Source organism: Nocardioides silvaticus (assembly GCF_003160695.1).
GTDB lineage: Bacteria > Actinomycetota > Actinomycetes > Propionibacteriales > Nocardioidaceae > Nocardioides > Nocardioides silvaticus.
The window spans coordinates 96,773-119,231 of sequence record NZ_QGDD01000011.1 but is presented as its reverse complement, the minus strand read 5'-3'; the positions used below and the strand labels follow the sequence as shown (position 1 = coordinate 119,231).

Sequence of the window (22,459 nt, the reverse complement as noted above, 5' to 3'; positions counted from 1 at the left end):
CAAGAAGCGACGCCCTCGATGTGCGGGGACGTCGCGGGAGCTGCCGGCTACGAGGCCTGGCGCACGCCGAGGATCTTGTCGATCTCGTCGAGCGGGAGGGGTCCGTCTGAGGCGGACGCAGCGATGATGAGGCTGGTGGTCATCTCGACCTCGACGAGCAGGTCGGCGTCTTCCAGCGCTACGTCGAACGGGTCCACCACGACTGCCTTGCCTCCCGAGTGTGGAACTGCGATTTGATGTCGGGAACTCCCTCGTGTCCCGAGACCACGATGCAACTTCAGTGCCATCGTGCCCAACGTAAGGGGAGAGAAACCCGAAATGTCAGGAAAATTTTGATGAGGCCCTGCCGGTCGCCCGGCAGGGCCTCATCCGAAGACTGATGTCTCCCGAGATCCCGGGGCTCGCCCCGGACCGATCCTTGCGGATCAGAGAGGACGAACGTTCTCCGCCTGGGGGCCCTTCGGACCCTGGGTGACGTCGAACTCGACCTTCTGGTTGTCCTCCAGCGACTTGTAACCGGAGGACTGGATCGCCGAGTAGTGCACGAAGACGTCGTCGCCGCCGCCCTCCTGCTCGATGAAACCGAAGCCCTTCTCGGCGCTGAACCACTTCACGGTGCCCTGAGCCATTGTGCTCGTTACTCCTATTGTCGGGGCGAGAGCCGCCACCTCGGCGACCCACTCCGGATGCGATGACACGTCGCTCCGACCCGTGATTGGTGACACCACAAACCAGATACGCCGTTGGCCACAGACTCCGCAGGCGTCAAACCTTCGAGAACTGCATCCGTTGCACCGATGACACTACCAACCCCAGCCCCCAGCGGAACCTCCCCGCACGCAGGGATCTCGACAAACGGTGTGAAGGTTCGGTTACGCGGCGGAGTCCGGCGTACGCCGACGGGCGGCCGTTCGGGGCGCGGGGACGACCCCTGCGATACTTCACCTCGGCCGTACGACGACCGCGGCCGCGGGCCCCTAGCTCAATTGGCAGAGCTGAGGACTTTTAATCCTTAGGTTGTGGGTTCGAGTCCCACGGGGCCTACCGAAAACCACCCGATCGGGCTATCCGCCGGTCACGCCCGGAGTTGGCAGGATGACGCACGTCCTCACCCCATGCTCTGCGGAGGTGCTCCATGAACAGCAAGACCCTTCCCTACGTCACGTTCGGCGTGGCTTCGGCCGCGCTCGCCGTCGCCCTGGTCGGCCCGGTCGAGGCCCTGCCCGGCAAGAACAAGGTCGACGGCGGCGACATCGTGAACAACTCCATCACCGGCAAGGACGTCAACGAGAAGACGCTCGGCCCGACCACGAAGGTCGGCGTCCTCCCGCCCGGCAAGTCCATGTCCGGCGTCTTCTCGGCCGCCGGCGCGAAGGGTGGCGGCGCCCCCAACACCGGTTGGATCTCGTGGACCGCGCAGTACCCGATGTTGCTGACGACCGCCATCGACGACGCCAACATCATCGACACGTCCGACGACCCGGACCCCGCCAACTGCCCCGGCGAAGGCCAGGCCGCCCCCGGCTACCTCTGCATCTACGTCGACGACGAGAGCGAGATCGAGACGCTCTACGGCTACTCCTACACGTCCGGCATCGCCGGCTTCGCCCCGGTCCAGGCCGACACCGGAGAGGAGCCGTACGCCTTCGGCACCTGGACGGTCACCGCGCCCTGAACCGGCGCCGACTTCCGGGCACGCCCTAGAGTCGTCCAGGTGCGACAGCGATGGGTGGGCGTGGTGACGCTGTTCGTCACGCTCGCCGTCGCGGCGCCGGCTCATGCCGCCCCCGGGCCGCTGTTCGAGCCGGACCAGGACGTCGACTACCAGCTCGGCGGGGTGTGGGACGGGGTGCCGGAGGACGTCGGCATCGTCGTCAGGGACCGCACGGCCGAGCCGCTCGAGGGCCGTTACAACGTCTGCTACGTCAACGGGTTCCAGACCCAGCCGGACGAGCGCCGGTTCTGGAAGCGCCAGCACTGGCGGCTGGTGCTCAAGGACGAGGGCCGTCCGGTGGTCGACTCGGTGTGGGGTGAGTGGCTGCTCGACATCCGCACCGCGCCCAAGCGCCGTGCGCTGGCCAGGATCATCGGCCGGTGGACCGAGGGGTGCGCGACGGACGGCTTCGACGCGGTCGAGTACGACAACCTCGACTCGTTCAGCCGCAGCCACCGGCTGGTCAAGCCGCGGCACGCGAAGGCGTTCGCCCGGCTGCTGGTCGACCGGGCGCACGACGCAGGGCTACCGGTGGGGCAGAAGAACTGGGCGGAGTGGGACGGTTCGAAGGCCGGCTTCGACTTCGCCGTGTCCGAGTCGTGCGGGCAGTGGCGGGAGTGCGGCAGCTATGCGGCGTCGTACGGCGACCACGTGCTGGCCATCGAGTACCGCAAGCGCTTCTTCGACCGCACCTGCAGGGCGTACGGCGAGCGGTGGCCGGTCGTGCTCCGCGACTACGCGCTCTCCCCCGGCCCGGACAGCCCACACCAGTGGTGCTGACCTCAGGACGGCTCAGCGGCAGTCGGCACAGATGCCGAACAGCTCCAGGCTGTGGCTGACCTCGGCGAAGTCGTGCTCGCGGGCGACCGCGTCGGCCCAGGTCTCGACGGCGGGGCCGGTCACCTCGACCGTCCGACCGCAGGAGCGGCAGACCAGGTGGTGATGGTGGTGGGTGCTGCAGCGGCGGTAGACCGACTCGCCCCCGGTGCCCTGGAGCACGTCGACCTCGCCGGCCTCGGCCATCGCCTGCAGCGTGCGGTAGACCGTCGCCAGCCCCACCTTGTCCCCGGCGTGCCGCAACGCGTCGTGGATGTCCTGGGCGCTCTGGAAGTCGGCGGCGTCGGCCAGCGCCTCGGTGATCGCCCGGCGCTGGCGGGTCGGCCGCAGCGACGTCGGGTTGTCGGTCATCCACGCCTCCTCGCTACTGGATCGTCCGGGTCTCCCGATTGAGAGTCGCTCTCAATCTACCGCCCGGCCGGTCGGAACCGGCCACGCCCCACGTCCACCTGCCGTACCCTTTCTCCGGAGGAAGGGAGGCCTCGTCATGGGGGAGCTTGACGAGATGGACTTCGGCGCGGACACCGACGCGATCCGCCGGTGGCTGGCGAAGCGAGCGACGTACGCCGAGGAGCTCGGCGACCCGGTCCGCGGCGGGAAGCACCGCGTGGACCTGCCGGGGACGGTGGACCCGCGCCAGCTGACCGTGCCCAGCGCTCGCGAGGCCGGGCAGCAGGTGCTCGACGCGCTGGTGGAGCCGGCACCGCCGGTCGCCACCCGCTGGCCCGAGCCCTACCAGCCGGCCGCGAAGACGCCGGCCGCTTCCTCCGACGACACCCCCGCCGACCCGGCGAAGGCGTTCCCGACGCCGCCGCCGCGGCCCGGCGCGACGCCGGGCGGGCAGTCGCCGTACGCCTCGACGCCGGAGCACGAGGAGGAGCTCACCGCGAGCCGCTCCACCAACCAGGTGTTCAAGCCCAAGAAGGGCGTGCGGGCCGGCGTCACGATCGTCTTCCTCGGCGTCGCCGCGGTGACGGTGTTCGCGGGCTACCTCGCCTACGAGGACCGGACCACCGCGAGCTACGGCGTGCTCGTCCTCTTCGCGCTGCTGGCGCTGCTGATCTGGGGCGTCCGCGCCAGCATGGCGGTGACCGAGATGGCGGTCATCCACGGCCAGCTGGAGCTGATCCGCAACGGCCGGTTCGAGGTGGTCGACCTGGCCAGCCCCTACACGCCGGTGCTCGTCGAGGGCCGCCCCGGCAAGCGCGGCTGGAAGGTCTTCATCGAGCGGCACGACGAGCCGCTGCTCGTCATCGACGCGAGCATGGTCGACCCGCACCGGTTCACCACCGTGCTGCACCGGGTCCGGCCGGACCTGCGGCCGCAGACCGAGAGGGCTACGCCGGCGGCGTGATCCAGTAGCGCCGCTTGTCGTTGCGGACGTCCTCGAAGACGCCGCCGCCGGCTTCGATCGTGCGCGCCGAGGCGAGGTTGTCGGTATCGCAGGTGACGAGCACCCGGTCGATGCCGAGCTCGCCGGCACGTCGTACGCCGAGGTCGAGCGCGCGCGTCGCGTGACCCTGGCGCCGGCGCGCGGGTCGGATCGAGTAGCCGATGTGCCCGCCCTCCTCGCGCAGCCAGTCGTTGAGCTCGTGGCGCAGGTTGAGGAACCCGATCACCTCGTCGTCGTCCCCGCCGTCGCCGGAGGTGATCCAGTAGTACGTCGACGCGACCCGGCCGCTGCCGGGGATCACCTGCACGTCGGGGTCCGCGGTGCTGGCCTCGGCCAACGCAGCTAGCAGGTCCTTGCAGCACTCCTCGGTCGGCTCGAGCGGTCGCCCGAGGTTCCAGTAGCCGGACCCGTGCATCACGCCGTCGCCGAAGTCCTCCAGGGTCGCGGCCCAGCTGGGGAACCACCGGATGCCGGGCAGGACGAGCGCTGTCATGCCCCGATCCCATCAGGACGTGACGCTGGTCGCACCGGGTTTTCCGGCCGAGAACCTGTTCTAGTGTGGCGGCCATGACCCGGTTCCAGATGGAGGAAGCGACCGACGAGGAGATCGCGGCCGAGGCGGCGGTCTTCGGGCCGTTCACCGACGCCGTGCGGGAGCTGGTCGACGTCACGATCCGGACCGAGGTCGACCCCGAGGAGATCCGCGCCGCCCAGGCCGAGGTCGAGGCTCTCGTCGAACGGCTGCGCAAGAAGCAGCTCGACGGGTCGTACGGCGTGCGGTTCCGCGCCGACGGCAAGCGCGGCCGCAACTGGGGCAACGCCGTGATGGGCCTGCGCAACCCGATCGCCCCGCCGCTCGCCATCCACACCGACGGCAACGGCCGGGCGTGGAGCGACTTCCGGCTCGGGGCCGCCTACGAGGGGCCGCCCGGGCTCGTGCACGGCGGGGTGATCTCGCTGATGCTCGACCAGGTGCTCGGCCACGCCGTCAGCACCAGCGGCCGGCCCGGGATGACCGGCACGCTGACGATCGTCTACCGCAAGGGCACGAAGCTGGGCGACCTGCGCTGCGAGGCCTGGGTCGACCGCCGTGAGGGCATCAAGACCTGGGGCAAGGGTCGGCTGATCGACGCCGAGGGCGACGTGACGGCCGAGGCCGAGGGCGTCTTCATCCTGCCCAGGTGGGCGCGCGACCTCGACCGGTTCCGCGCGGCCGCGGAGGCGACCGAGGCCAGCTTCGAGCTCGAGTAGCGCGCGCAGCTCGACCAGCTCGCGCAGCTCGAACAGCTCGAGGAGGCGACGTCAGACCGAGGAGCCGACCGGGGTGGACTTCACGCCGCGCGCCTGCTCGTCGGTGAGCCGGACCTCCTCGAGTGCCTGGCGCTCGAGCTCCTCGCGTCGTACCCGCTCGGCCTCGGCGTCGTACTCACCCGGCGCGGAGACCAGGTCGGACGCGCCACGGTCGAGCCGCTTGAGGGCGATCCGGGCGAAGATCTGCTGCTCGGTCGCGGTGCGCTCGGAGCGACCCCGGCCGAGGAACGAGACCAGCCAGTGCAGGACCGCCGTGACCCGGCTCTTGAACCCGGTGATGTAGAAGAGGTGGACCGCCAGCCACATCAGCCAGGCGATGAACCCGGTGAGCCGCAGCTTGCCGACGACGGCGACGGCACGGAACCGGCTCACGATCGCCATCGAGCCCTTGTCGAAGTACTTGAAGGGCCGCTGCGGGGCCTTGCCGTGCAGCCGGCCGTCGATCTCCTTGGCGGCGTACTTCGCGCCCTGGATCGCGACCTGGGCGACGCCCGGAAGGTTGTCGAGGGAGATCATGTCGCCGACGACGAAGACCTCCGGGTAGCCGGGCAGCGTCAGGTCGGGGTTGACGGCGATCCGGCCGGCGCGGTCCAGGGGTGCGCCGGTCTGCTCCGAGAGCTGCTTGCCGAGCGGGCTGGCCTGGACGCCCGCGGCCCACACCTTGGTGACCGCGTCGATCCGCTCCTCGCGGCCGTCCTTGTGCTTGACCACGAGACCGCGCTCGTCGACGTCGGAGACGAGCGCGCCCAGCATGACCTCGACCCCGAGGTCCTCGAGCTTCTTCTTGGTCCACGTGCCGAGCCGGGCCCCGAACGGCGGCAGCACCTGCGGGGCGGCGTCGACGAGGAGGACGCGGGCGTGGTGGCTGCTGATCGCGCGGAAGTCGCGGGTCAGCGTGCGGTGGGCGAGCTCGGCGATCTGGCCGGCCATCTCCACCCCCGTGGGGCCGGCGCCGACGACGACGAAGGTGAGCAGGTGGTCGACGTTCTCGCCGCGCGAGGCGCCGAGCTCGGCCATCTCGAACGCGCCGAAGATCCGGCCGCGCAGCTCGAGCGCGTCGTCGATGCTCTTCATGCCGGGGGCGAACTCGGCGAACTGGTCGTTGCCGAAGTAGGACTGGCCGGCGCCCGCGGCGACGATCAGGGAGTCGTACGGCGTCGTCAGCTCGCGGCCGAGGACGTGCGAGGTGACCGTGCGGGCCTCGAGGTCGATGCCGGTGACCTCGCCGAGCAGCACCTGCGCGTTCTTCTGCCGGGCCAGCACCTCGCGGGTCGGTGGGGCGATCTCTCCCTCGGAGAGGATGCCCGTGGCGACCTGGTACAGCAGCGGCTGGAACAGGTGGTGGCTGGTCTTCGCGATCATCGTGACGTCGACGTCGGCACCCTTGAGGGCCTTGGTGCCGAAGAGCCCGCCGAAGCCGGAGCCGATGACCACGACCTGGTGCCGGTCCGAGCGCGGGACGAGCGCGCGGTCCGGTGTCGACGACGCGTCGGTCATGGGGAGCCTCCTGGTCTTTACCGGTGTGTACCCATTTTCCCGCCGCGCAGGGGCCGCACCCAAAAGCGCGACCCCGTTCCGGGCTGTCTGCTCGGTCACAGGACGCGGAGACCCGGAGATCCCTGATTTCGGGTCCGAGACCCAGCAGAATCTTCTGCGATTGAATGTTTGACGGGTGGCAGACCGGGGTACGTGACCCTGGATTCGCGGGTCGGTCCCCCACATGCCGATCCTCCAATCGCTCGGGCGCCGGACCAGAGGAAGGGGTTCCACGTTGCCGCACCGGCAGGTCCTGACCCTGACCACCGGTCCCCAGAGCGTGCAGGAAGCACGTCGGTGGGCGGTTCGAACCTGCCAGGCCATCGACCGCCCCGACCTGGTGGAGTGCGCCGAGCTGGGCGTGTCCGAGCTGGTGACGAACGCCGTGCTCCACGCCGAGCCGCCGATCCGGCTGCAGCTGCGCGGCACCGACGAGCACCCGCGGATCGAGGTCAGCGACGCGTCGGTGACGCCGCCGCAGCCCGGCTCGCGGGGCGGCGGCATCGACCTCGACGCCTTCGACCTCGACGCCTTCGACAGCGGCGCCCTGGAGGACCTCGACCTCTCCGAGCTGAGCGGGTTCGGCCGCGGGCTCGACATCGTCGCCCGGGCGTCCCTGGCCTGGGGCGCGATCGTCGAGGAGGACGGCAAGACGGTCTGGTTCGAGCCCGCCAGTGAGTTCAGCGAGGGCGCCGGGCCCGACTTCCAGCTGATGGCACCCCCCGAGACCGGTGAGCCGCGCACCCGGATGGGCGAGGTCGCGATCCAGATCATGGGCGTGCCGGTCGAGGCGTTCGCCCGCTTTCAACGCCACCACCGCGACCTGCGCCGCGAGATCCGGCTGCTCGCGCTGGCGCACCGCGACGACTACCCGCTGGCCTCGGTGCTCTCCGACCACTTCAACGCCCTCGAGCGACCGCTGCGCAGCAACATGGGGCGGGAACAGGTGGACGAGGCCCTCGAGGCCGGCCGCGAGACGATCGACCTCCGGCTGCGGATGCCCCCGCCGGTCGCCCGCCAGATCGGCGACCTGATCGACCTGCTCGACGCCGCCGACGAGTTCAGCCGCGAGGAGCGCCTGCTGACCGCACCGCGCACCCCCGAGCAGCGGGCCTTCCAGATCTGGTTCCTCAGCGAGTTCCGCCGGCAGGCCGCGGGCGCCGCGCCGCAGCCCTGGTCGGGCAGCTCCAGCACCGGTCCTACGATCAGGTCGTGACCGAAGGGGCCCCGCGACTGCTCGTCGCGGTGGCCGCGGGCGGCGCCGTCGGCGCCGTGCTCCGCCACCTGGCCGGCGAGGTAGCTCCCGACGGGGCCGGGTTTCCCTGGACCACCTTCGGCGTCAACGTCGTCGGCTGCGCCCTCCTCGCCGGCTTGGGACTGATCCCGCTCGCCCGGCGGTCGGAGACCTGGGCGGCCGCCCTCGGACCCGGTCTGCTCGGCGGGTTCACCACCTTCTCGGCCACCAGCGAGCAGGGACGCGCGCTGCTCGCCGACGGCGACGCGGCCCTCGCGGCGTCGTACCTCCTCGGCACGCTGGGCGCCTGCCTGCTCGCGGTTCTCCTCGTCGGTCGGTTCGCTCCCCCGCTGCCCCGGGACGAGGAGCGGTGATCGCCACGCTGTGCGTCGCCGCCGGCGCGGCCGTGGGCGCCCCGCTGCGCTTCGCGCTCGGGCGGCGGTACGACGGTGCGCTGCCCTGGGGCGTCCTCGCGGCCAACGTCGCGGCCTCCCTGCTGCTGGGCCTCTGCGTCGGCTGGTCGCTCGACGGCAACGCCCTCGCCCTGGTCGGCGTCGGGTTCTGCGGCGGGATGTCGACGTACTCCTCGTTCGCGGTGCAGACCCGCGACCTCGGTCTGCGCCCCGGCACGACGTACGCCGTCCTCACCCTCGGGCTCGGTCTCGCCGCGACCACGCTCGGGTTCGTGGCGGCGGGGCGATAGTCCCTGACGAAAGGCACCTCGATCCGCGTGTTTCGGGTGCTTTTCGTCAGGGACTATCTCCCTCCCGACTCCCCCACCCCCGTCAGGCGTAGCCGAGCTGGTGCAACCGCTCGTCGTCGATGCCGAAGTGGTGGGCGACCTCGTGGACGACGGTGATCCGGATCTCCTCGGCGAGGTCCTCCTCGTCGTCGCACATGTCGAGCAGGGGGCCGCGGAAGAGGAAGATCCGGTCCGGGCCCAGGGGGAGGATCGAGCTGTCGCGCTCGGTGAGGGCGACGCCGTCGTAGAGGCCGAGCAGGTCGTCGGGCTGGTCGTCGGGCGGCTCCTCCTCGACGAGCACCACGACGTTGCGCACCAGGCCGGCGAGCTCGTCGGGGATCTCGTCCAGGGCCGCGTCGACGATGGCGTCGAACTCCTCCGGGCTCATCTGCACGGGCATCGGGCACCCCTCCTCGCGTCCGATCCTGACAGACTGCCCTCAGGGCACCTCGGTGGAAGGACTCTCATGGCCAGGCACCACGTCGTCGTCATCGGTTCGGGATTCGGCGGGCTGTTCACGGCGAAGGCGCTGCGGCGCGCCGACGTCGACGTCACCCTCATCTCCCGCACCACCCACCACCTGTTCCAGCCGCTGCTCTACCAGGTGGCGACGGGGATCCTGTCCCAGGGCGAGATCGCTCCGCCCACCCGGGAGGTCCTCGCCCGGCAGAAGAACGTGCGGGTCATCCTCGGCACCGTCGACGCGATCGACCTCACCGCGCAGACCGTCAGCTCCCACATCGGCGGCCGGATGACGACGACCGCCTACGACTCGCTCGTCGTCGCGGCCGGCGCCGGGCAGTCGTACTTCGGCAACGACCAGTTCGCCGAGTTCGCGCCCGGCATGAAGAGCATCGACGACGCCCTCGAGCTGCGCGGCCGGATCTTCGGCGCGTTCGAGCTCGCGGAGCTGGCCGAGACCGAGGAGGAGATCACCCGGCAGCTGACGTTCGTCGTAGTCGGCGCCGGCCCCACCGGCGTCGAGATGGCCGGCCAGATCGCCGAGCTCTCGCAGCGGGTGCTGCAGCGCGACTTCCGTGCGATCAACACCCGCGAGGCGCGGGTGCTGCTCGTCGACGCGGCGCCGCAGGTGCTGCCGCCGTTCGGGTCCAAGCTGGGCGAGGTCGCCAAGAAGTCGCTGGAGCAGCACGGGGTCGAGGTGGTGCTCGGCGCGATGGTCACCGAGCTCGACGAGCGCGGGGTCACCCTCCAGTTCAAGGACGGTACGACGCAGCGCGTGGAGTCCGCCTGCAAGGTGTGGGCCGCCGGCGTGCAGGCCAACGCGCTCACCAAGACGCTCTCGGAGCAGACCGGGGCGCCGCTCGACCGGGCCGGCCGGATCGCCGTCAACCCGGACCTGACGCTGCCCGGCTATCCCGAGGTGTTCGTCATCGGCGACATGATGGCGCTCGACAACCTGCCCGGCGTGGCCCAGGTGGCGATCCAGGGTGCAAAGTACTCCGCGAAGACCATCACCCGGCGCCTCGGTGGCAAGGACCCGATGCCGGCGTTCAAGTACTTCGACAAGGGCTCGATGGCGACGATCTCGCGGTTCAGCGCGGTCGTGCTGATCAAGAAGTTCCGGCTGTCGGGGTTCCTCGCCTGGCTGGCCTGGCTCGCCCTGCACCTGGTCTACCTGACCGGGTTCAAGAACCGCGTCACCGCGCTCGGCCACTGGGCGGTGAGCTTCCTGGGCCGCGGCCGCGCCGAGCGCGCGGTGACCGAGCAGCAGGTCTACGCCCGCCGCGCGATCGAGCGGATCCAGGGCGGCACCAGGGCGCTGGCATCCTCGCCGGAGGAGTGGAACCGGGTGCGGACCGAGCTCGAGCAGCAGGCGGCCGAGGAGGCGCGGCTCACCGACGAGAAGCAGCGCGGGGTGGCCGTCAGCACCGGGCCGACCATCTGAGCCCCTGGAAATGGGCGAAGCTCCTGCCTGTCGGCAGGAGCTTCGTTCGCTCTGGGCGACCCCGACGGGACTCGAACCCGCGGCCTCCGCCGTGACAGGGCGGCGCGCTAACCAACTGCGCTACGGGGCCTTGCGTCGCTCCGTGTGAAGCGGTGGGAACTCTAACCCATCGTGGCCGACGCCACCCAATCGAGGGCGCCGGGTCAGGAACCGACCGCGGCGCGGGTCGGGAAGCGGGGCGGCCTGCGCTCGGCGAAGGCCGCGAGGCCCTCCTTCGCGTCGGCGGAGGCGAACGCCTGCTGGCCGTAGAGCGCCTCGGCGTGGAACGCCGCCTCGACCGGCATGTCGGCGAGCTGACGGACGCTCGCCTTGATCACCTCGAGCGCGGTCCCGCTGCGGGTGAGCAGCCGGCGGGCGGTGTCGAGGGCCGTGGCCAGCACCTGCTCGTGCGGCACCACCCGGTTGACCAGGCCGATCCGGAACGCGTCGGCCGCGTCGACCTGGTCGCCGAGCAGGAGCAGCTCCATCGCGTGCGCGTAGCCGACCTGCCGAGTGAGCCGGACCAGGGTGCCGCCGGCGGGTACGACGCCGACCCCCGCCTCGGGGAGGGCGAAGCGCGCGCGCTCGCTGCAGATGCGCAGGTCGGTGGACAGCATGATCTCGAAGCCGCCCCCGAGGCACAGCCCGTTCACCGCGGCAACGACCGGCTTGTGGAGCGAGCTGTGCTTCTGGTGGGCGCCGTCCCAGTGCGAGATGTCGAAACGGCCGTCGGCGAGCGCCGGGATCGACTCGTGCAGGTCGGCGCCGACGCAGAAGGCGCGGTCGCCCGCACCGGTCAGGACCACCACACCCACCCCGTCGTCGTCACGAGCGCGGTCGAAGGCGCACCCGAGCCCGTCGTACATCGGCAGGGTGAGGGCGTTCAGCTTGTCCGGGCGGTCGATCGTGACCAGGGCGATCCCGTCGGCGACCTCGTAGGAGACCGTGCCCATCAGATGGTCCCGTCGCCCCGGAGCTGCTCGATCCGCTCGGCTGTGGCACCGCAGACCAGCCGGAGCACCTCCGCGGTGTGCGCACCGAGCGGTGGTGCCAGCGCCGCCGGGGCGGCCGGGGTCTCGCTGAGCTTGAGCGGGGAACCGACCATGCTGAGCCGGCCGAAGTCGCCGTAGTCGACGTCGACGATCATGTCCCGGGCCGCGATCTGCGGGTCCTCGACGACCTCGGCGATGTCCTTCACGCCGCTGAGCGGCACCACGTCGGCGGCGATCCACTCGAGCTCGGCCTTGGTGCGGTGCTCGAACCAGCCCTGCACGACCGGCTCCACCCGCCGGCGGTAGGTCTCCTCGTCGAAGCGTTTGGCCATCGTGTCGATCTCGGGGTCGTCGGCGAGCTCCGGCTCGCCGAACAGCTCGCAGCTCAACCGCCAGAACTTGTCGGTGTAGCCGCCGAAGAAGACGTGCCCGTCCTTGCAGGGGAAGAGCCCGTAGGGCCGCACGAACGGGTGCTGGTTGCCGAGCGGCTCGGCGACCTTCCCGTCGACGGTGTAGGTGACCACGGCGTTCTCGGTGAGGCTGAGCACCGAGTCCTGCTGGGAGATGTCGACCAGCTGCCCCTGCCCGGTCCGCTCGGCGTGGCGCAGCGCGGCGAGCGTGCCGATCGTCGCGTAGAAGGTGGCGGCCAGGTCGCCGATGATGGTCCCGACCCGGATCGGCGGCTGCCCCGGGACCCCGTTCATCGACCAGAGGCCGCCGGTGGCCTGGGCGCTGTTGTCGAAGGCGGGTCGTCGCCGGTAGGGGCCGGTCTGCCCGTAGCCCGAGACGGCGGTGTAGACGAGCCGCGGGTTCACCTCGCGCAGCGCGTCGTAGCCGACGCCCAGCCTGTCCATCGTGCCCGCGCGGAAGTTCTCGACCAGCACGTCGGCGCGCGCGGCCAGGTCACGGAGCACCTGCTTGCCGTCGTCGGTGCCGAGGTCGAGCGTGATCGCGAGCTTGCCGCGGTTGAACTGGGCGAAGAACGCGCTGAACGAGGTGCCGTCGCCGGCGTGCAGCTGCGGCGGGAACGCCCGGGTGTAGTCAGGATCGGCGGGGTGCTCGACCTTGATCACCGTAGCGCCGAGGTCGGCGAGGATCATCGAGCACAGCGGACCGGCCACGACCCGGGTGACGTCGAGGACGACGATCCCGCTGAGCGCGCCGCCCGCCTTCGACGTGGCCCCGTCGACGAGCAGGCCGGCGAGCTGCTCGGCGAGCGACGGTGCGGTGCCTCCGGCGTCAGCCACGGCTGCGCATCTCCGCGAGGACCTGCTCTGCGAACTCCGCCCGGATCGCTCGCTCGGCCACCATCCGCTCGACGACGACGGCGATCTCCTCCGGCCGGGCGCCGGCGGCGGCGGCGACGTTGCGCGCGTGGAGGGACATGTGGCCGCGCTGGATCCCCTCGGTGGCCAGCGCCCGCAGCGCGCCGGCGTTCTGCGCGAGGCCGACCGCGAGGATGATCTCGGCGAGCTCGGCCGCGGTGGTCACGCCGGTGATCGCGACGTTGGCGCGGGCCGTCGGGTGGACCTTGGTCGCACCGCCCACCAGGCCGACCGGCATCGGCAGCTCGAGGGTGCCGACGAGGTGCCCGTCGGCGGTCCGCTCGTAGCGCGACATCGACGTGTAGCGCCCGTCCGGCGTGATCGCGTGCGAGTGGGCGCCCGCCTCGACGGCCCGGGTGTCGTTGCCGGTCGCCAGCACGACGGCGGTGATGCCGTTCATGATGCCCTTGTTGTGGGTGGCCGCCCGATAGGGGTCGGCGACCGCGAGCTCGGCGGCGTCGAGCATGTTCTCCACCACCTCCGGCCCCCCGAGCAGGTCGCGGTCGAAGACCGCGGAGACCCGGGTGACCCTGCGGTCGGCCTTGTTGGTGAGGATCCGCAGCAGCGTCCGGCCACCGGCGATCTCGGCGACCCGCGGCGCGACCGCCTCCGCCATCGTGTTGACCGCGTTGGCGCCCATGGCGTCGCGGACGTCGACGACGAGGTGGACGACGACGTACGTCTGCCGCGAGGACGGCACCTCCCGGACGACCAGGTCGCGCACGCCGCCGCCGAACGCCACCAGCGCCGGGTCCTGCTCGTCGGCGAGCGCCATCAGCTCCGGCGCCGCGACCAGCAGACGCTGGCGGGCGGCGGCCGGGTCCGGCACGTCGAGCACCTGGATCTGCGCCTGCATCAGCGGCGGGGTGGCGCTGGTGATGAAGCCGCCGTGGTCGCGGGTCATCCGCGCCAGGTTGCTCGCCGCCGCCACCACGCTGGGCTCCTCGGTCGCCATCGGCACCAGGACCTCGCGGCCGCCGACCACGAAGTTGGTCGCGATGCCGACCGGGATCCCGAGCACCCCGACGACGTTCTCGACCATGTGCTCGGCCTGCTCGAGGAGGAGGCCGTGCCCGGGGTCGAGCACCCGGAGGTCCTCGTCCGCGAGGCCGGCGAACGCGGCCACCTGCTTCCGACGCTCCTCGACCCCGAGGTCGCGGAAGCCGCTCATCCGGCTGCTGGTCATGCCTCTCCCTCCCGGGGCGGGATCCCACCCGCCCGCATCACGGTGGCGAGCCGTCGGTCGCCGTGGACGTCGTCGGGGTCCTCGAGCCCCCGGAGCACGCCCGCCCGGTCCTCGACCGGCTTGTCCTGGCTGAGCTTCGCCTTCGCGTCGACCCGGCTGGGGGCGAGGCGGAAGCCGACGACGGCCGGCGCGAGCCGGTCGGCGTAGGCCTGCACGTCGCTGAGACGGAACGGCCGGGGCCGTGCCGACTCGAAGTGGTCGACGGTGCGCTCGAGGACGTCGTACGTCGCCGCGGCGTCGAGCACCTCGAGCCGGCCGTGCAGGTGCGCGGTCACGTAGTTCCAGGTCGGCACGTAGGGTCCGCCGGCGTACCAGGACGGGCTGATGTAGCCGTGCGTCCCCTGCACGACCACGACCGCGTCGCACGCGCCGACCTCGTGCTCCTCGGCGTCGGTCCGCGCGAGGTGGCCGAGGAGGGCGACGCCGGTCGCGCCCGGATCGGGCACGACCGGCAGTGGCGAGACGACGAGGCCGTGGGAGGTCGCGCTGACGAGCGTGACCCAGGGGTGGGCCGCCACCAGCCGCGCCAGGTCCGCGTCGGAGCCGGGCCACGCGTACTCGGAGCGGTTCAGCACGGTCGGCCCTCAGCCGCGCCGGCGGGACGCGCCGACGTCCACCAGCATCGCGACGGTGAACGCGACGAGCAGGAGCGCTGCGAGGGCGGCGACGACGCCGACGCCGGTCGCACCGGCCGTGCCGACCAGCACCGCCCCGAGCCCGAGTACGACCGCGACGGCGATCGCGATCTTCGGGTCGTCGCCGACGATGAAGTCGTACCAGAACCGCCCGAAACCGCGGACGAACCTGCCGATCCGGTCCATTGCTCAGACCTCCTGCGTCGCCGGGACGGGTGCGGTGGCCGCGGGCGCCTGGCGACGGAAGTGCCAGACCAGCGCCCGGGAGAGCGCGAACCAGGCGACGAGCAGGCCGACCAGCGCCCAGTCGTCCCCGAGCCAGCTCAACGGCTCGTTCGACTCGCTGAAGATGCCGAGACCCTCCAGCGACCAGTAGGTGCCGAACGTCGCGAGCAGCAGGCCCACGACGTACTTGAGCGTGTTCTCGGGGACGTTGGACAGCGGCTTGTGGATCGCGACACCGGCCGCGAGGACCACGACGGCGGCGGCGCAGGCGGCGATGACCGCCACCGGCATGCTGTCGGCGCTGAGGCCGAACGTGATGACGATGAAGACGATCTCCACGCCCTCGAGGAAGACGCCCTTGAAGGCCACGACGAACGCGAACCAGTCGAGGCCGAGCCGGGTGTCGGTGCCCGCCTTGCGGGCCGCCTCGGTCGTCGCGCGGAACTCCTCCTCCTCGTCGTGGAGCGACTTCAGCCCACTCGACCGCAGCACCGCCTTGCGGAGCCACTGGAGCCCGAAGACGAGCATCAGCGCGCCGACGGCCAGCTGCAGGGCGGCCTCGGGGAGCCAGGTCGCCAGCGAGTAGCCGGCGATCGCGGTGAAGGCCGTGAGCGCCAGCAGTGCGGAGGCGACGCCGGTCAGCGTCGAGCGCCAACCACGGGTGAGGCCGATCGCGAGGACGATCGTCAGCGTCTCGACCAGCTCGACGATCGCGGCGATGAACACCGTGACGGCGAGGGCCCATTCGGCGGAGGTGAGCATGGCCACCATCCTGGCGACGATCGGCATCGCCGAAGGATGTGCTGAACGTCAAAGTTCGGCGGTCCACCTTGTCGGAAGGCTCATCGAGCCTGCGTGGTCAGGCTCAGCCGGCGCGTCGACGCGGGGCCAGAGCAGCCTTCCCTTGCTTGCGCGCAGGGGCGGCAGGGGCTCCCCTGTGTCCATGACTCCAGCGGACGGACCCGAGACCGAGCCCATCGGAGCCGACGAGGTCGGCCACGTCCACACCGACATCTCCGGCGGTTGGCTCCGGGCCGCGACGTTCGGCGCGATGGACGGCCTGGTCACCAACGTCTCCCTCGTCGCCGGCGTCGGCGCGACCGGCGCCTCCTCCACGGTCGTCGTCACCGCCGGGCTCGCCGGCCTCGTCGCGGGCGCCTTCTCGATGGCGCTCGGTGAGTACGCGTCGGTCTCGACGCAGAACGAGGCGATCGACAAGGAGGTGGCGGTCGAGGCCAAGGAGATCGCGGAGAACCCGCGCGCCGAGGTCGCCGAGCTGGCGGGGATGTTCGTGGGGATGGGCATGACCGAACGGACCGCGGCGACCGCGGCCGGCGAGGTGCACCGCGACCCGCGGCGCGCCGTCCGCCTCCACGTGGCGCAGGAGCTGGGGCTCGACCCCGAGGAGAAGGCGAGCCCGGGAGCCGCCGCCATCTCCTCGTTCCTCATGTTCGCGATCGGCGCGCTGGTGCCGCTCCTCCCCTACCTCGCGGGCTCGGACTCGCTGCCCGCCGGGCTGGCGGCCGGCGCGGTCGGGCTGCTGCTGGCCGGTGCGGTCGCCTCCGCGTTCACCGCGACCACCTGGTGGTGGGGAGCCCTGCGGCAGCTGGGGTACGGCGCCCTGGCGGCGGCCTGCACATACGGCGCCGGCACCCTCCTCGGGATCAGCGTCCTCTGATGAAGACCGCGCCGCGGGAGCCGGCTGATCAGTACGATCAGGCGATGCAGAGCCCGCGCGGCAGCGGCGGCGGCATCACCGCCGCCGACCTGGTCGCGATCGCAGCACCGCTCCAGCTCTACCCGGGCTGGCTCCCCGCCGAGCCCCGGCCGATCACCGGCGACTGCGTGATCCACGACGTCGGCGACCCCGTGCCGGACCACCCCGGCGGCGTGCTGCTCCTGGTCGGTGCCCGCCCGAGCGACGAGGGCATCGGCGACACCATCGCCCAGGCGGGCGGGCACGGTTACGCGTGCGTGGTGGTCAAGGCCCGCACCGACGACCTGCGCGCGGTGATCGCCATCGCCGAGGCGGCCGGCGTGGCACTGATGGTGGCGCCCGACGAGACGTCGTGGCGCGACCTCGACAAGCTGGTCAGTGCCGTCGTCGACGCCCAGTCGACGGCGACCCCGGCCTATGCGGAGGTCCGCCCGGGCGACCTGTTCGCGCTCGCGAACGCGATCGCCTACAGCGTGGGCGGCGCGACCTCGATCGAGGACCACAACGGCCGGATGTTCGCCTACTCGAACCTGCCGCACCAGAAGATCGACGAGATCCGGCTGCACAGCATCACCGAGCGCCAGACCCCGGTGCGCGAGGGGGACGCGGAGAACTACCTGCGGGTGCGCAACTCCGAGAAGCCGCTGCACTTCCAGAGCGACAACCCGATCCACGCCAGCCGGCTCGCGATGTCGGTGCGCGCGGGCGGGGAGCTGCTCGGGATGATCTGGGTGCTCGACTGGGACCCGCCGTTGCGCAAGGGCGCGGTGCAGGCCCTCGAGGACGCCGCGACCGTGACCGCGCTGCACCTGCTCCAGATCCGGCAGCAGGAGAACGGGCGGCGGTGGAACCGCGGCGAGGTGCTCGCCCAGCTGCTCGCCGGTCGCATCGGTCCCGCTGCCGCCGCGGCGCTCGTCGGCCTCCCGGCCGCGACGCCGACCACCGTGCTCGCCATCTCGGCCGAGTCGGCCGAGTACGCCGACGAGACGCCCGAGCTGGGCCTGGCCCGGACGATCAACATGATCAACCTCTACTGCGAGGCCTGGCACCCGCGCGCGCTCGCGACGGCGATGGACGACCGCATCTACGCGGTGATGCCCGCCCACCGCTCCACGCCGAGAGGCCGCACCCTGCTGCGGTTCGCGCGCGAGGTGAGCGACACCGTGCGTCGTACGACGGGTGTGACGCTGCGCATCGGCATCGGCCCGACGACCGACGACCTGGAGGGCCTGGCCGACAGCAGACGGCTCGCCGACATGACCCTGACCGCGCTGCTCAACTCCGGTGGCGAGGAGCTGGTCGCCTCGATCGAGGCGATGCGCAGCCGGGTGGTGCTCGACGAGCTCGCCGCCGGCGGGACCCTGAACCTCGCGCTGCCCGGCGACCCGCTCGAGGCGATCCGGGAGCACGACCGCGACCGCAACACCACCTACGCGGAGTCGCTGCTCGCCTACCTCGACGCGTTCGGCGACACCTCGAGGGGCGCGAAGACGCTGAACATCCACGAGAACACGCTCCGCTACCGGATCCGGCGGCTGCAGGAGCTGTTCGACCTCGACCTCGACGACCCCGACGTCCGGCTGGTCGCCTGGTTGCAGCTGCGCCTGGCCGACCGCAGCTGACCGCGCGCTCCCGAGGGGTACGCCCCACGCGGCTTGGTGGTCTGCGACAAGGTCGGGGCTCACAGCCTCCTGATCGCGACGAAGATCCGCGCCCGTCGGCGAACCTACTGTCCTGGCATGCGCCGACCAGTCCTCGACCTCCTGATCGAGAACGCCGACGTCGTGACCCTGGATCCGAAGCGGCCCGAGGCGCGGCGGATCGGGGTCCTGGACGGTCGCGTCGTCGGGCTCGACGAGCAGCTCGACGGCTGGGACGCCGCGGAGCGGACGGACCTCGACGGCGCCTGTGTGGTGCCGGGCTTCGTCGACGCGCACACCCACCTCGAGCTCACCGGCCAGACCATGGCGTCGATCGACATCAGCGGGTGCGGGACCACGGACGCGGTGCTCGACCTGATCGCGGAGGCGGCGGCGCCCCTCGCCGAGGACGACTGGGTCGAGGTCGGCGGCTACGACCACCGGGTGCTGGGCCGGCACCTGACCGCCGACGAGCTCGACCGGGCCGCCGGCGGCCGCAAGGTGTGGGTTCGGCAGATCTCCGGGCACGCCTCGGTCGTCTCGGTCGCCGTGCTCGCCGGGGTCGGCGCCGAGCAGCGCACCGGGACGGACGCCGCGGCCGGACTGTTCAAGGAGGCCGAGCAGTCCGCGGTGGCCGAGCAGCGGCTGCCCTACTCGATCGAGGAGGTCGCCTCCCTCATCCAGCGCGCGGCGGAGCAGGCGCGGCGCGAAGGGATCACCACCTGCGTCGACGCGGGCAACGGCGGTGAGATCGGCGCCCTGAGCCCGGCCGACGGCGCGTCGTACCAGCTCCTCCTCGAGGCGGGTCGGCTCCCTGTCCGGATGCAGCTGATGCCGAGCATGGACGTGCTCCGCGAGATCGGCACCAGCGCAGCCGACGGGTTCCGCCGCGGCCTGGACCTGGGGCTGCGCAGCGGGTTCGGGTCCGACTGGCTCGGCATCGCCGCGCAGAAGGTCGTCATCGACGGGGGCATGCAGGTCGAGACCGCGCGGATGACGACCCCCTTCGAGGGCACCGACAACGTCGGCGTCTGGCGACAGGACCCCTCGGAGATGCTCGACGCCATCGTCGACGGCCACCGCGCCGGCTGGCAGATGGCCCTGCACGCGATCGGCGACGCCGCCCTCGACCTCGCGATCGAGGCGCTCGAGAAGGCACAGGCGGCCTACCCGCGCCCCGACAGCAGGCACCGCATCGAGCACGGCGGGGTGGTCCGCGACGACCAGCTCCCGCGACTCGCCGCGCTCGGCGTCGCCGTCGTCTCCCAGCCGTCGTTCCTCTACGACTTCGGCGACGCCTACGCCGTCCAGCTCGGCCAGCTCCGGACGACGTGGCTCTACCGCGGCCGGTCCTTCCTCGACCACGGCATCCCGCTCGTCGGCAGCACCGACCGGCCGCTCCCCGGGAACCCGCTGCGGGCGATCCAGACCCTCGTCGAGCGCACCACCAGCGGGGGCCAGGTCCTCGCCGGGGACGAACGGATCGCCGTCCGCCACGCGCTCGAGGCGTTCACGGTGAACGCCGCCTGGGCGCTGCGCCGCGAGGACCGGCTCGGCCGGGTCGCGCCGCGGCACCTGGCCGACCTCACCCTGCTGGCGGAGAACCCGCTGCGCGTCCACCCGTCCGCCATCGCCGGCACCGCTGTCCTCGGGACGGTCGTCGGCGGCCGCAGCTGGAGGGCCTGATGGGCCGTCCCGCTGTCGGTTATCGAGCCGCACAACACCACGACGGCGCTCGTTGGATCTCGCCAAAGCGCGAGAGCCGGCAGCCGTCCTAACCTTCGAGAACCCTCAACCAACCGGGGAAACACCATGACACCAGCGACACGCAACGACACACCCAGCGGACTCGGCCGTCGTGGATTCCTGTCCGTGCTCGGGGGCGGGCTCGCGGTCGCCGCCCTGCAGGGCTGCACCAACGACGCGAACGACGCGCCGGCCGCCGGCGGGGGCAACGGGGACGGCGGCTCCGACGCCGCGGCGTTCCCGGTCACCGTCACCCACCGGTTCGGCGACACCACCATCCAGGCCGCGCCGCAGCGGGTGCTCGCGCTCGGGCAGACCGACTGCGACCCGCTCATCGCCCTCGGGATCGTGCCGATCGCGATCGGGTCGTTCCTCGACGACTGGTACGACCCGGTCTTCCCGTGGAACGAGAGCGGCTTCCCCGAGAAGCCCGAGGAGGTGCGCTTCTACGACCTGGAGTTCGAGAAGATCGCCGCGCTGGCGCCCGACCTGATCACGATGGTGAGCGGCGGCATCAGCAAGAAGGACTACGAGACGCTCAGCAAGATCGCACCGGTGGTGGGCCCGCCCGAGGGCTATCAGGACAGCGCCGTGCCCTACGGCCCGCACACCCTGCTCATCGGCCAGTGCGTCGGCAAGGAGCAGGAGGCCCGGGCCGCGGTCGAAGCACTCGACGCCGAGTTCGCCCGGGTCCGGGAGGAGCACCCGGACTGGGGCGACCTCACCGCCTCGCACGCCGAGGCCTATACCGGCGCCTACTACGTCCTGGGCGAGCAGGCGCCGCGCTCGACCTTCCTGACGTCGGTGGGCTTCTCCCTCGCCCCCGAGCTCCAGGACATCGTCGGCGACGAGTACCAGAAGGAGATCAGCGCCGAGGAGCTCGACCTCGTCGGCGACCTCGACCTCGTGGTCTGGTGCACCGACGAGGGCGCGATCCCCGACGTGCAGAAGAGCCCGGTGGTCTCCCGGCTCCAGTCCGTGGTCGACGGCAACGCGATCTGGCTGACCTACGCCTCGACCGACACCTTCATGTGGGCCATGGACTGGGCGACCGTCCTGAGCGCGCCGTACGCCATCGAGAAGGGCATTCCCATCATCGAGGCCGCGCTCGCCGGCGAGAGCCCCACGGCGGAGGACTTCGCCTGACATGGCCACCGCGACCGAGGACCGTCCCCCCGCCGTGGGCGCGGGGGCGGACGACGCCGCGGCGGCGGTACGACGGTCGCGCTCGCTCCTGCTGACCGGTCTCACCGTCAGCCTGCTGCTCCTCGTCGTGGTGGTCGTCCTCAGCATCGGGATCGGCACCAAGAACCTCTCGCCCGCCACCGTCTGGGACTCGCTCCTGCACGGCGGCGACAGCGAGGCCGACCTGATCGTTCGCGGGCTGCGCGTGCCGCGGACGCTCGCCGGCCTCATGGTCGGCGCCGCGCTCGGTCTCGCGGGATCGCTGATGCAGGCGCTGTCCCGCAACCCGCTCGCCGACCCCGGGATCCTCGGCGTCAACGCCGGGGCGGCCTGCGCCGTCGTGCTCGGCATCGCGTTCTTCGGGATCACCCAGCTCGACGAGTACGTCTGGTTCGCGCTCCTGGGGGCGGCACTCGCGACGGTGGTCGTCTACCTGCTCGGCTCGACCGGTCGCGGCGGAGCCTCGCCCGTCCGGCTGGTCCTCGCCGGCGCGGCCGTGACGGCGGTGCTGACCGGTGTGATCTCGGCGGTGGTGCTCACCAACGGCATCGCGTTCAACGGGTTCCGGTCCTGGACGGTGGGCTCGCTGCAGCACGTCGACTCCTCCGTCGTCGCCAGCGTCACTCCGTTCCTGCTCGCCGGCTTCGTGCTCGCGATGTTCCTGGGCCCGTCGCTCAACACGATCGCCCTCGGCGACCAGCTCGCCGCCGCGCTCGGAGCCCGGGTCGGCCGGGTCCGGGTGACCGGCATCGTGGCGACGACGCTGCTGTGCGGGGCGGCGACCGCGGTGGCCGGCCCGATCGCCTTCATCGGGCTGGTGGTGCCGCACGCGGTCCGCGCCTTCACAGGTCCCGACCACCGGTGGATCCTGCCGTTCTCGATGGTCGCCGGCGCCGTGCTGGTGCTGGTCTCCGACGTGGTCGGCCGGCTGGTGCTGTGGCCCTCCGAGCTCGAGGTCTCGGTGGTCACCGCGGTGCTCGGGGCCCCGGTCTTCGTCGTGATCGTCCGTCGCCGCCGCCTGGCCCAGCTCTGAGGA

Annotated in this window: 25 protein-coding genes and 2 tRNA genes; 14 read left to right on the top strand and 13 right to left on the bottom strand. The window is 71.8% G+C overall.

What is annotated here, in order from left to right; all coding sequences use genetic code 11:
* Window positions 1-47: 47 nt before the first annotated feature.
* Window positions 48-197, bottom strand: a complete 150-nt coding sequence (locus DJ010_RS22330) for a hypothetical protein (protein ID WP_170124669.1) — start codon at window positions 195-197, stop codon at window positions 48-50.
* A 228-nt stretch (window positions 198-425) separates the two neighbouring features.
* Window positions 426-629: a cold-shock protein gene (locus DJ010_RS20190; RefSeq protein WP_109697153.1), complete on the bottom strand. Its 204-nt coding sequence runs from the start codon at window positions 627-629 to the stop codon at window positions 426-428.
* A gap of 342 nt (window positions 630-971) precedes the next feature.
* Between DJ010_RS20190 and DJ010_RS20185 the strand changes: the two genes are divergently transcribed.
* From DJ010_RS20185 to DJ010_RS20175, 3 genes are all read left to right on the top strand, one after another.
* Window positions 972-1,044: transfer RNA gene (locus DJ010_RS20185), tRNA-Lys, on the top strand.
* A 91-nt stretch (window positions 1,045-1,135) separates the two neighbouring features.
* Window positions 1,136-1,675 carry a hypothetical protein gene (locus tag DJ010_RS20180; protein ID WP_109697151.1) on the top strand — a complete coding sequence of 180 codons (540 nt, stop codon included), beginning with the start codon at window positions 1,136-1,138 and terminating at the stop codon, window positions 1,673-1,675.
* Between the two features lie 39 nt (window positions 1,676-1,714).
* The gene (locus DJ010_RS20175; protein WP_109697149.1) at window positions 1,715-2,494 is read left to right on the top strand and encodes an endo alpha-1,4 polygalactosaminidase; all 780 of its coding nucleotides are present in this window, start codon (window positions 1,715-1,717) and stop codon (window positions 2,492-2,494) included.
* Window positions 2,495-2,506: 12 nt separating this feature from the next.
* On the opposite strand, the gene DJ010_RS20170 is transcribed toward DJ010_RS20175, so the two are convergent.
* Entirely contained in the window at window positions 2,507-2,902 is a 396-nt protein-coding gene (locus tag DJ010_RS20170) for a Fur family transcriptional regulator (RefSeq protein ID WP_109697147.1), read from the bottom strand.
* Between the two features lie 136 nt (window positions 2,903-3,038).
* Here DJ010_RS20170 and DJ010_RS20165 point away from each other — a divergent pair, with 136 nt between their 5' ends.
* A complete protein-coding gene (locus DJ010_RS20165) occupies window positions 3,039-3,905 on the top strand; it encodes a hypothetical protein (RefSeq protein WP_109697145.1) in 867 nt (288 codons plus the stop codon).
* Here the strand turns inward: DJ010_RS20165 and DJ010_RS20160 are convergent.
* Complete coding sequence (locus DJ010_RS20160; RefSeq protein ID WP_109697143.1) at window positions 3,889-4,437, bottom strand: GNAT family N-acetyltransferase; 549 nt, start codon at window positions 4,435-4,437, stop codon at window positions 3,889-3,891. The two genes, DJ010_RS20165 and DJ010_RS20160, sit on opposite strands and share 17 nt — an antisense overlap.
* 74 nt (window positions 4,438-4,511) lie before the next feature.
* On the opposite strand from DJ010_RS20160, the gene DJ010_RS20155 reads away from it, so the two are divergent.
* The gene (locus DJ010_RS20155; protein ID WP_245927741.1) at window positions 4,512-5,195 is read left to right on the top strand and encodes a PaaI family thioesterase; all 684 of its coding nucleotides are present in this window, start codon (window positions 4,512-4,514) and stop codon (window positions 5,193-5,195) included.
* 51 nt (window positions 5,196-5,246) lie between these two features.
* Here the strand turns inward: DJ010_RS20155 and DJ010_RS20150 are convergent, their stop codons facing one another.
* The gene (locus tag DJ010_RS20150; protein ID WP_109697140.1) at window positions 5,247-6,752 is read right to left on the bottom strand and encodes an NAD(P)/FAD-dependent oxidoreductase; all 1,506 of its coding nucleotides are present in this window, start codon (window positions 6,750-6,752) and stop codon (window positions 5,247-5,249) included.
* 274 nt (window positions 6,753-7,026) lie between these two features.
* Between DJ010_RS20150 and DJ010_RS20145 the strand changes: the two genes are divergently transcribed.
* The 3 genes from DJ010_RS20145 to DJ010_RS20135 are packed head-to-tail and all read left to right on the top strand — an operon-like array spanning window position 7,027 to window position 8,728.
* Complete coding sequence (locus tag DJ010_RS20145; protein ID WP_109697138.1) at window positions 7,027-8,007, top strand: ATP-binding protein; 981 nt, start codon at window positions 7,027-7,029, stop codon at window positions 8,005-8,007.
* On the top strand, window positions 8,004-8,399 hold the full coding sequence (locus DJ010_RS20140) for a fluoride efflux transporter FluC (RefSeq protein ID WP_109697136.1): 396 nt from the start codon (window positions 8,004-8,006) through the stop codon (window positions 8,397-8,399). The genes DJ010_RS20145 and DJ010_RS20140 overlap by 4 nt, the downstream gene beginning before the upstream one ends.
* Window positions 8,396-8,728 carry a fluoride efflux transporter FluC gene (locus tag DJ010_RS20135; protein WP_158283079.1) on the top strand — a complete coding sequence of 111 codons (333 nt, stop codon included), beginning with the start codon at window positions 8,396-8,398 and terminating at the stop codon, window positions 8,726-8,728. Before DJ010_RS20140 ends, DJ010_RS20135 begins: the two co-directional genes overlap by 4 nt.
* An 82-nt stretch (window positions 8,729-8,810) precedes the next feature.
* On the opposite strand, the gene DJ010_RS20130 is transcribed toward DJ010_RS20135, so the two are convergent.
* The gene (locus tag DJ010_RS20130) at window positions 8,811-9,167 is read right to left on the bottom strand and encodes a metallopeptidase family protein (RefSeq protein ID WP_109697132.1); all 357 of its coding nucleotides are present in this window, start codon (window positions 9,165-9,167) and stop codon (window positions 8,811-8,813) included.
* Window positions 9,168-9,233: 66 nt separating this feature from the next.
* Here DJ010_RS20130 and DJ010_RS20125 point away from each other — a divergent pair, with 66 nt between their 5' ends.
* Window positions 9,234-10,673 carry an NAD(P)/FAD-dependent oxidoreductase gene (locus tag DJ010_RS20125; RefSeq protein ID WP_109697130.1) on the top strand — a complete coding sequence of 480 codons (1,440 nt, stop codon included), beginning with the start codon at window positions 9,234-9,236 and terminating at the stop codon, window positions 10,671-10,673.
* A gap of 56 nt (window positions 10,674-10,729) precedes the next feature.
* On the opposite strand, the gene DJ010_RS20120 is transcribed toward DJ010_RS20125, so the two are convergent.
* The 7 genes from DJ010_RS20120 to DJ010_RS20090 form a co-directional block, all read right to left on the bottom strand.
* A tRNA-Asp gene (locus DJ010_RS20120) sits at window positions 10,730-10,803 on the bottom strand.
* Window positions 10,804-10,876: 73 nt separating this feature from the next.
* On the bottom strand, window positions 10,877-11,665 hold the full coding sequence (locus DJ010_RS20115; protein ID WP_109697128.1) for an enoyl-CoA hydratase/isomerase family protein: 789 nt from the start codon (window positions 11,663-11,665) through the stop codon (window positions 10,877-10,879).
* Entirely contained in the window at window positions 11,665-12,951 is a 1,287-nt protein-coding gene (locus DJ010_RS20110; protein WP_211318895.1) for a CaiB/BaiF CoA transferase family protein, read from the bottom strand. The genes DJ010_RS20115 and DJ010_RS20110 overlap by 1 nt, the downstream gene beginning before the upstream one ends.
* The gene (locus DJ010_RS20105; protein WP_109697126.1) at window positions 12,944-14,215 is read right to left on the bottom strand and encodes a hydroxymethylglutaryl-CoA reductase, degradative; all 1,272 of its coding nucleotides are present in this window, start codon (window positions 14,213-14,215) and stop codon (window positions 12,944-12,946) included. The genes DJ010_RS20110 and DJ010_RS20105 overlap by 8 nt, the downstream gene beginning before the upstream one ends.
* Window positions 14,212-14,850: an FMN-binding negative transcriptional regulator gene (locus DJ010_RS20100; protein ID WP_109697124.1), complete on the bottom strand. Its 639-nt coding sequence runs from the start codon at window positions 14,848-14,850 to the stop codon at window positions 14,212-14,214. Before DJ010_RS20100 ends, DJ010_RS20105 begins: the two co-directional genes overlap by 4 nt.
* A 9-nt stretch (window positions 14,851-14,859) precedes the next feature.
* Window positions 14,860-15,096 (bottom strand): hypothetical protein, encoded by a 237-nt coding sequence (locus tag DJ010_RS20095; protein WP_109697123.1) that lies wholly within the window; start codon window positions 15,094-15,096, stop codon window positions 14,860-14,862.
* A gap of 3 nt (window positions 15,097-15,099) precedes the next feature.
* Window positions 15,100-15,924, bottom strand: coding sequence for a COG4280 domain-containing protein (locus tag DJ010_RS20090; protein ID WP_245927740.1), 825 nt, complete (start codon window positions 15,922-15,924; stop codon window positions 15,100-15,102).
* A gap of 154 nt (window positions 15,925-16,078) precedes the next feature.
* Here DJ010_RS20090 and DJ010_RS20085 point away from each other — a divergent pair, with 154 nt between their 5' ends.
* The 5 genes from DJ010_RS20085 to DJ010_RS20065 all read left to right on the top strand — a co-directional run bounded on the left by DJ010_RS20085 (window position 16,079) and on the right by DJ010_RS20065 (window position 22,456).
* Window positions 16,079-16,813, top strand: a complete 735-nt coding sequence (locus DJ010_RS20085) for a VIT1/CCC1 transporter family protein (RefSeq protein WP_109697121.1) — start codon at window positions 16,079-16,081, stop codon at window positions 16,811-16,813.
* A gap of 44 nt (window positions 16,814-16,857) precedes the next feature.
* Window positions 16,858-18,474 carry a PucR family transcriptional regulator gene (locus DJ010_RS20080; protein ID WP_158283078.1) on the top strand — a complete coding sequence of 539 codons (1,617 nt, stop codon included), beginning with the start codon at window positions 16,858-16,860 and terminating at the stop codon, window positions 18,472-18,474.
* A gap of 117 nt (window positions 18,475-18,591) precedes the next feature.
* Window positions 18,592-20,178 carry an amidohydrolase gene (locus DJ010_RS20075; RefSeq protein ID WP_109697117.1) on the top strand — a complete coding sequence of 529 codons (1,587 nt, stop codon included), beginning with the start codon at window positions 18,592-18,594 and terminating at the stop codon, window positions 20,176-20,178.
* A gap of 126 nt (window positions 20,179-20,304) precedes the next feature.
* On the top strand, window positions 20,305-21,384 hold the full coding sequence (locus tag DJ010_RS20070; RefSeq protein WP_109697115.1) for an ABC transporter substrate-binding protein: 1,080 nt from the start codon (window positions 20,305-20,307) through the stop codon (window positions 21,382-21,384).
* A 1-nt stretch (window position 21,385) separates the two neighbouring features.
* Entirely contained in the window at window positions 21,386-22,456 is a 1,071-nt protein-coding gene (locus tag DJ010_RS20065; protein WP_109697113.1) for a FecCD family ABC transporter permease, read from the top strand.
* The last annotated feature ends 3 nt before the right edge of the window (window positions 22,457-22,459 follow it).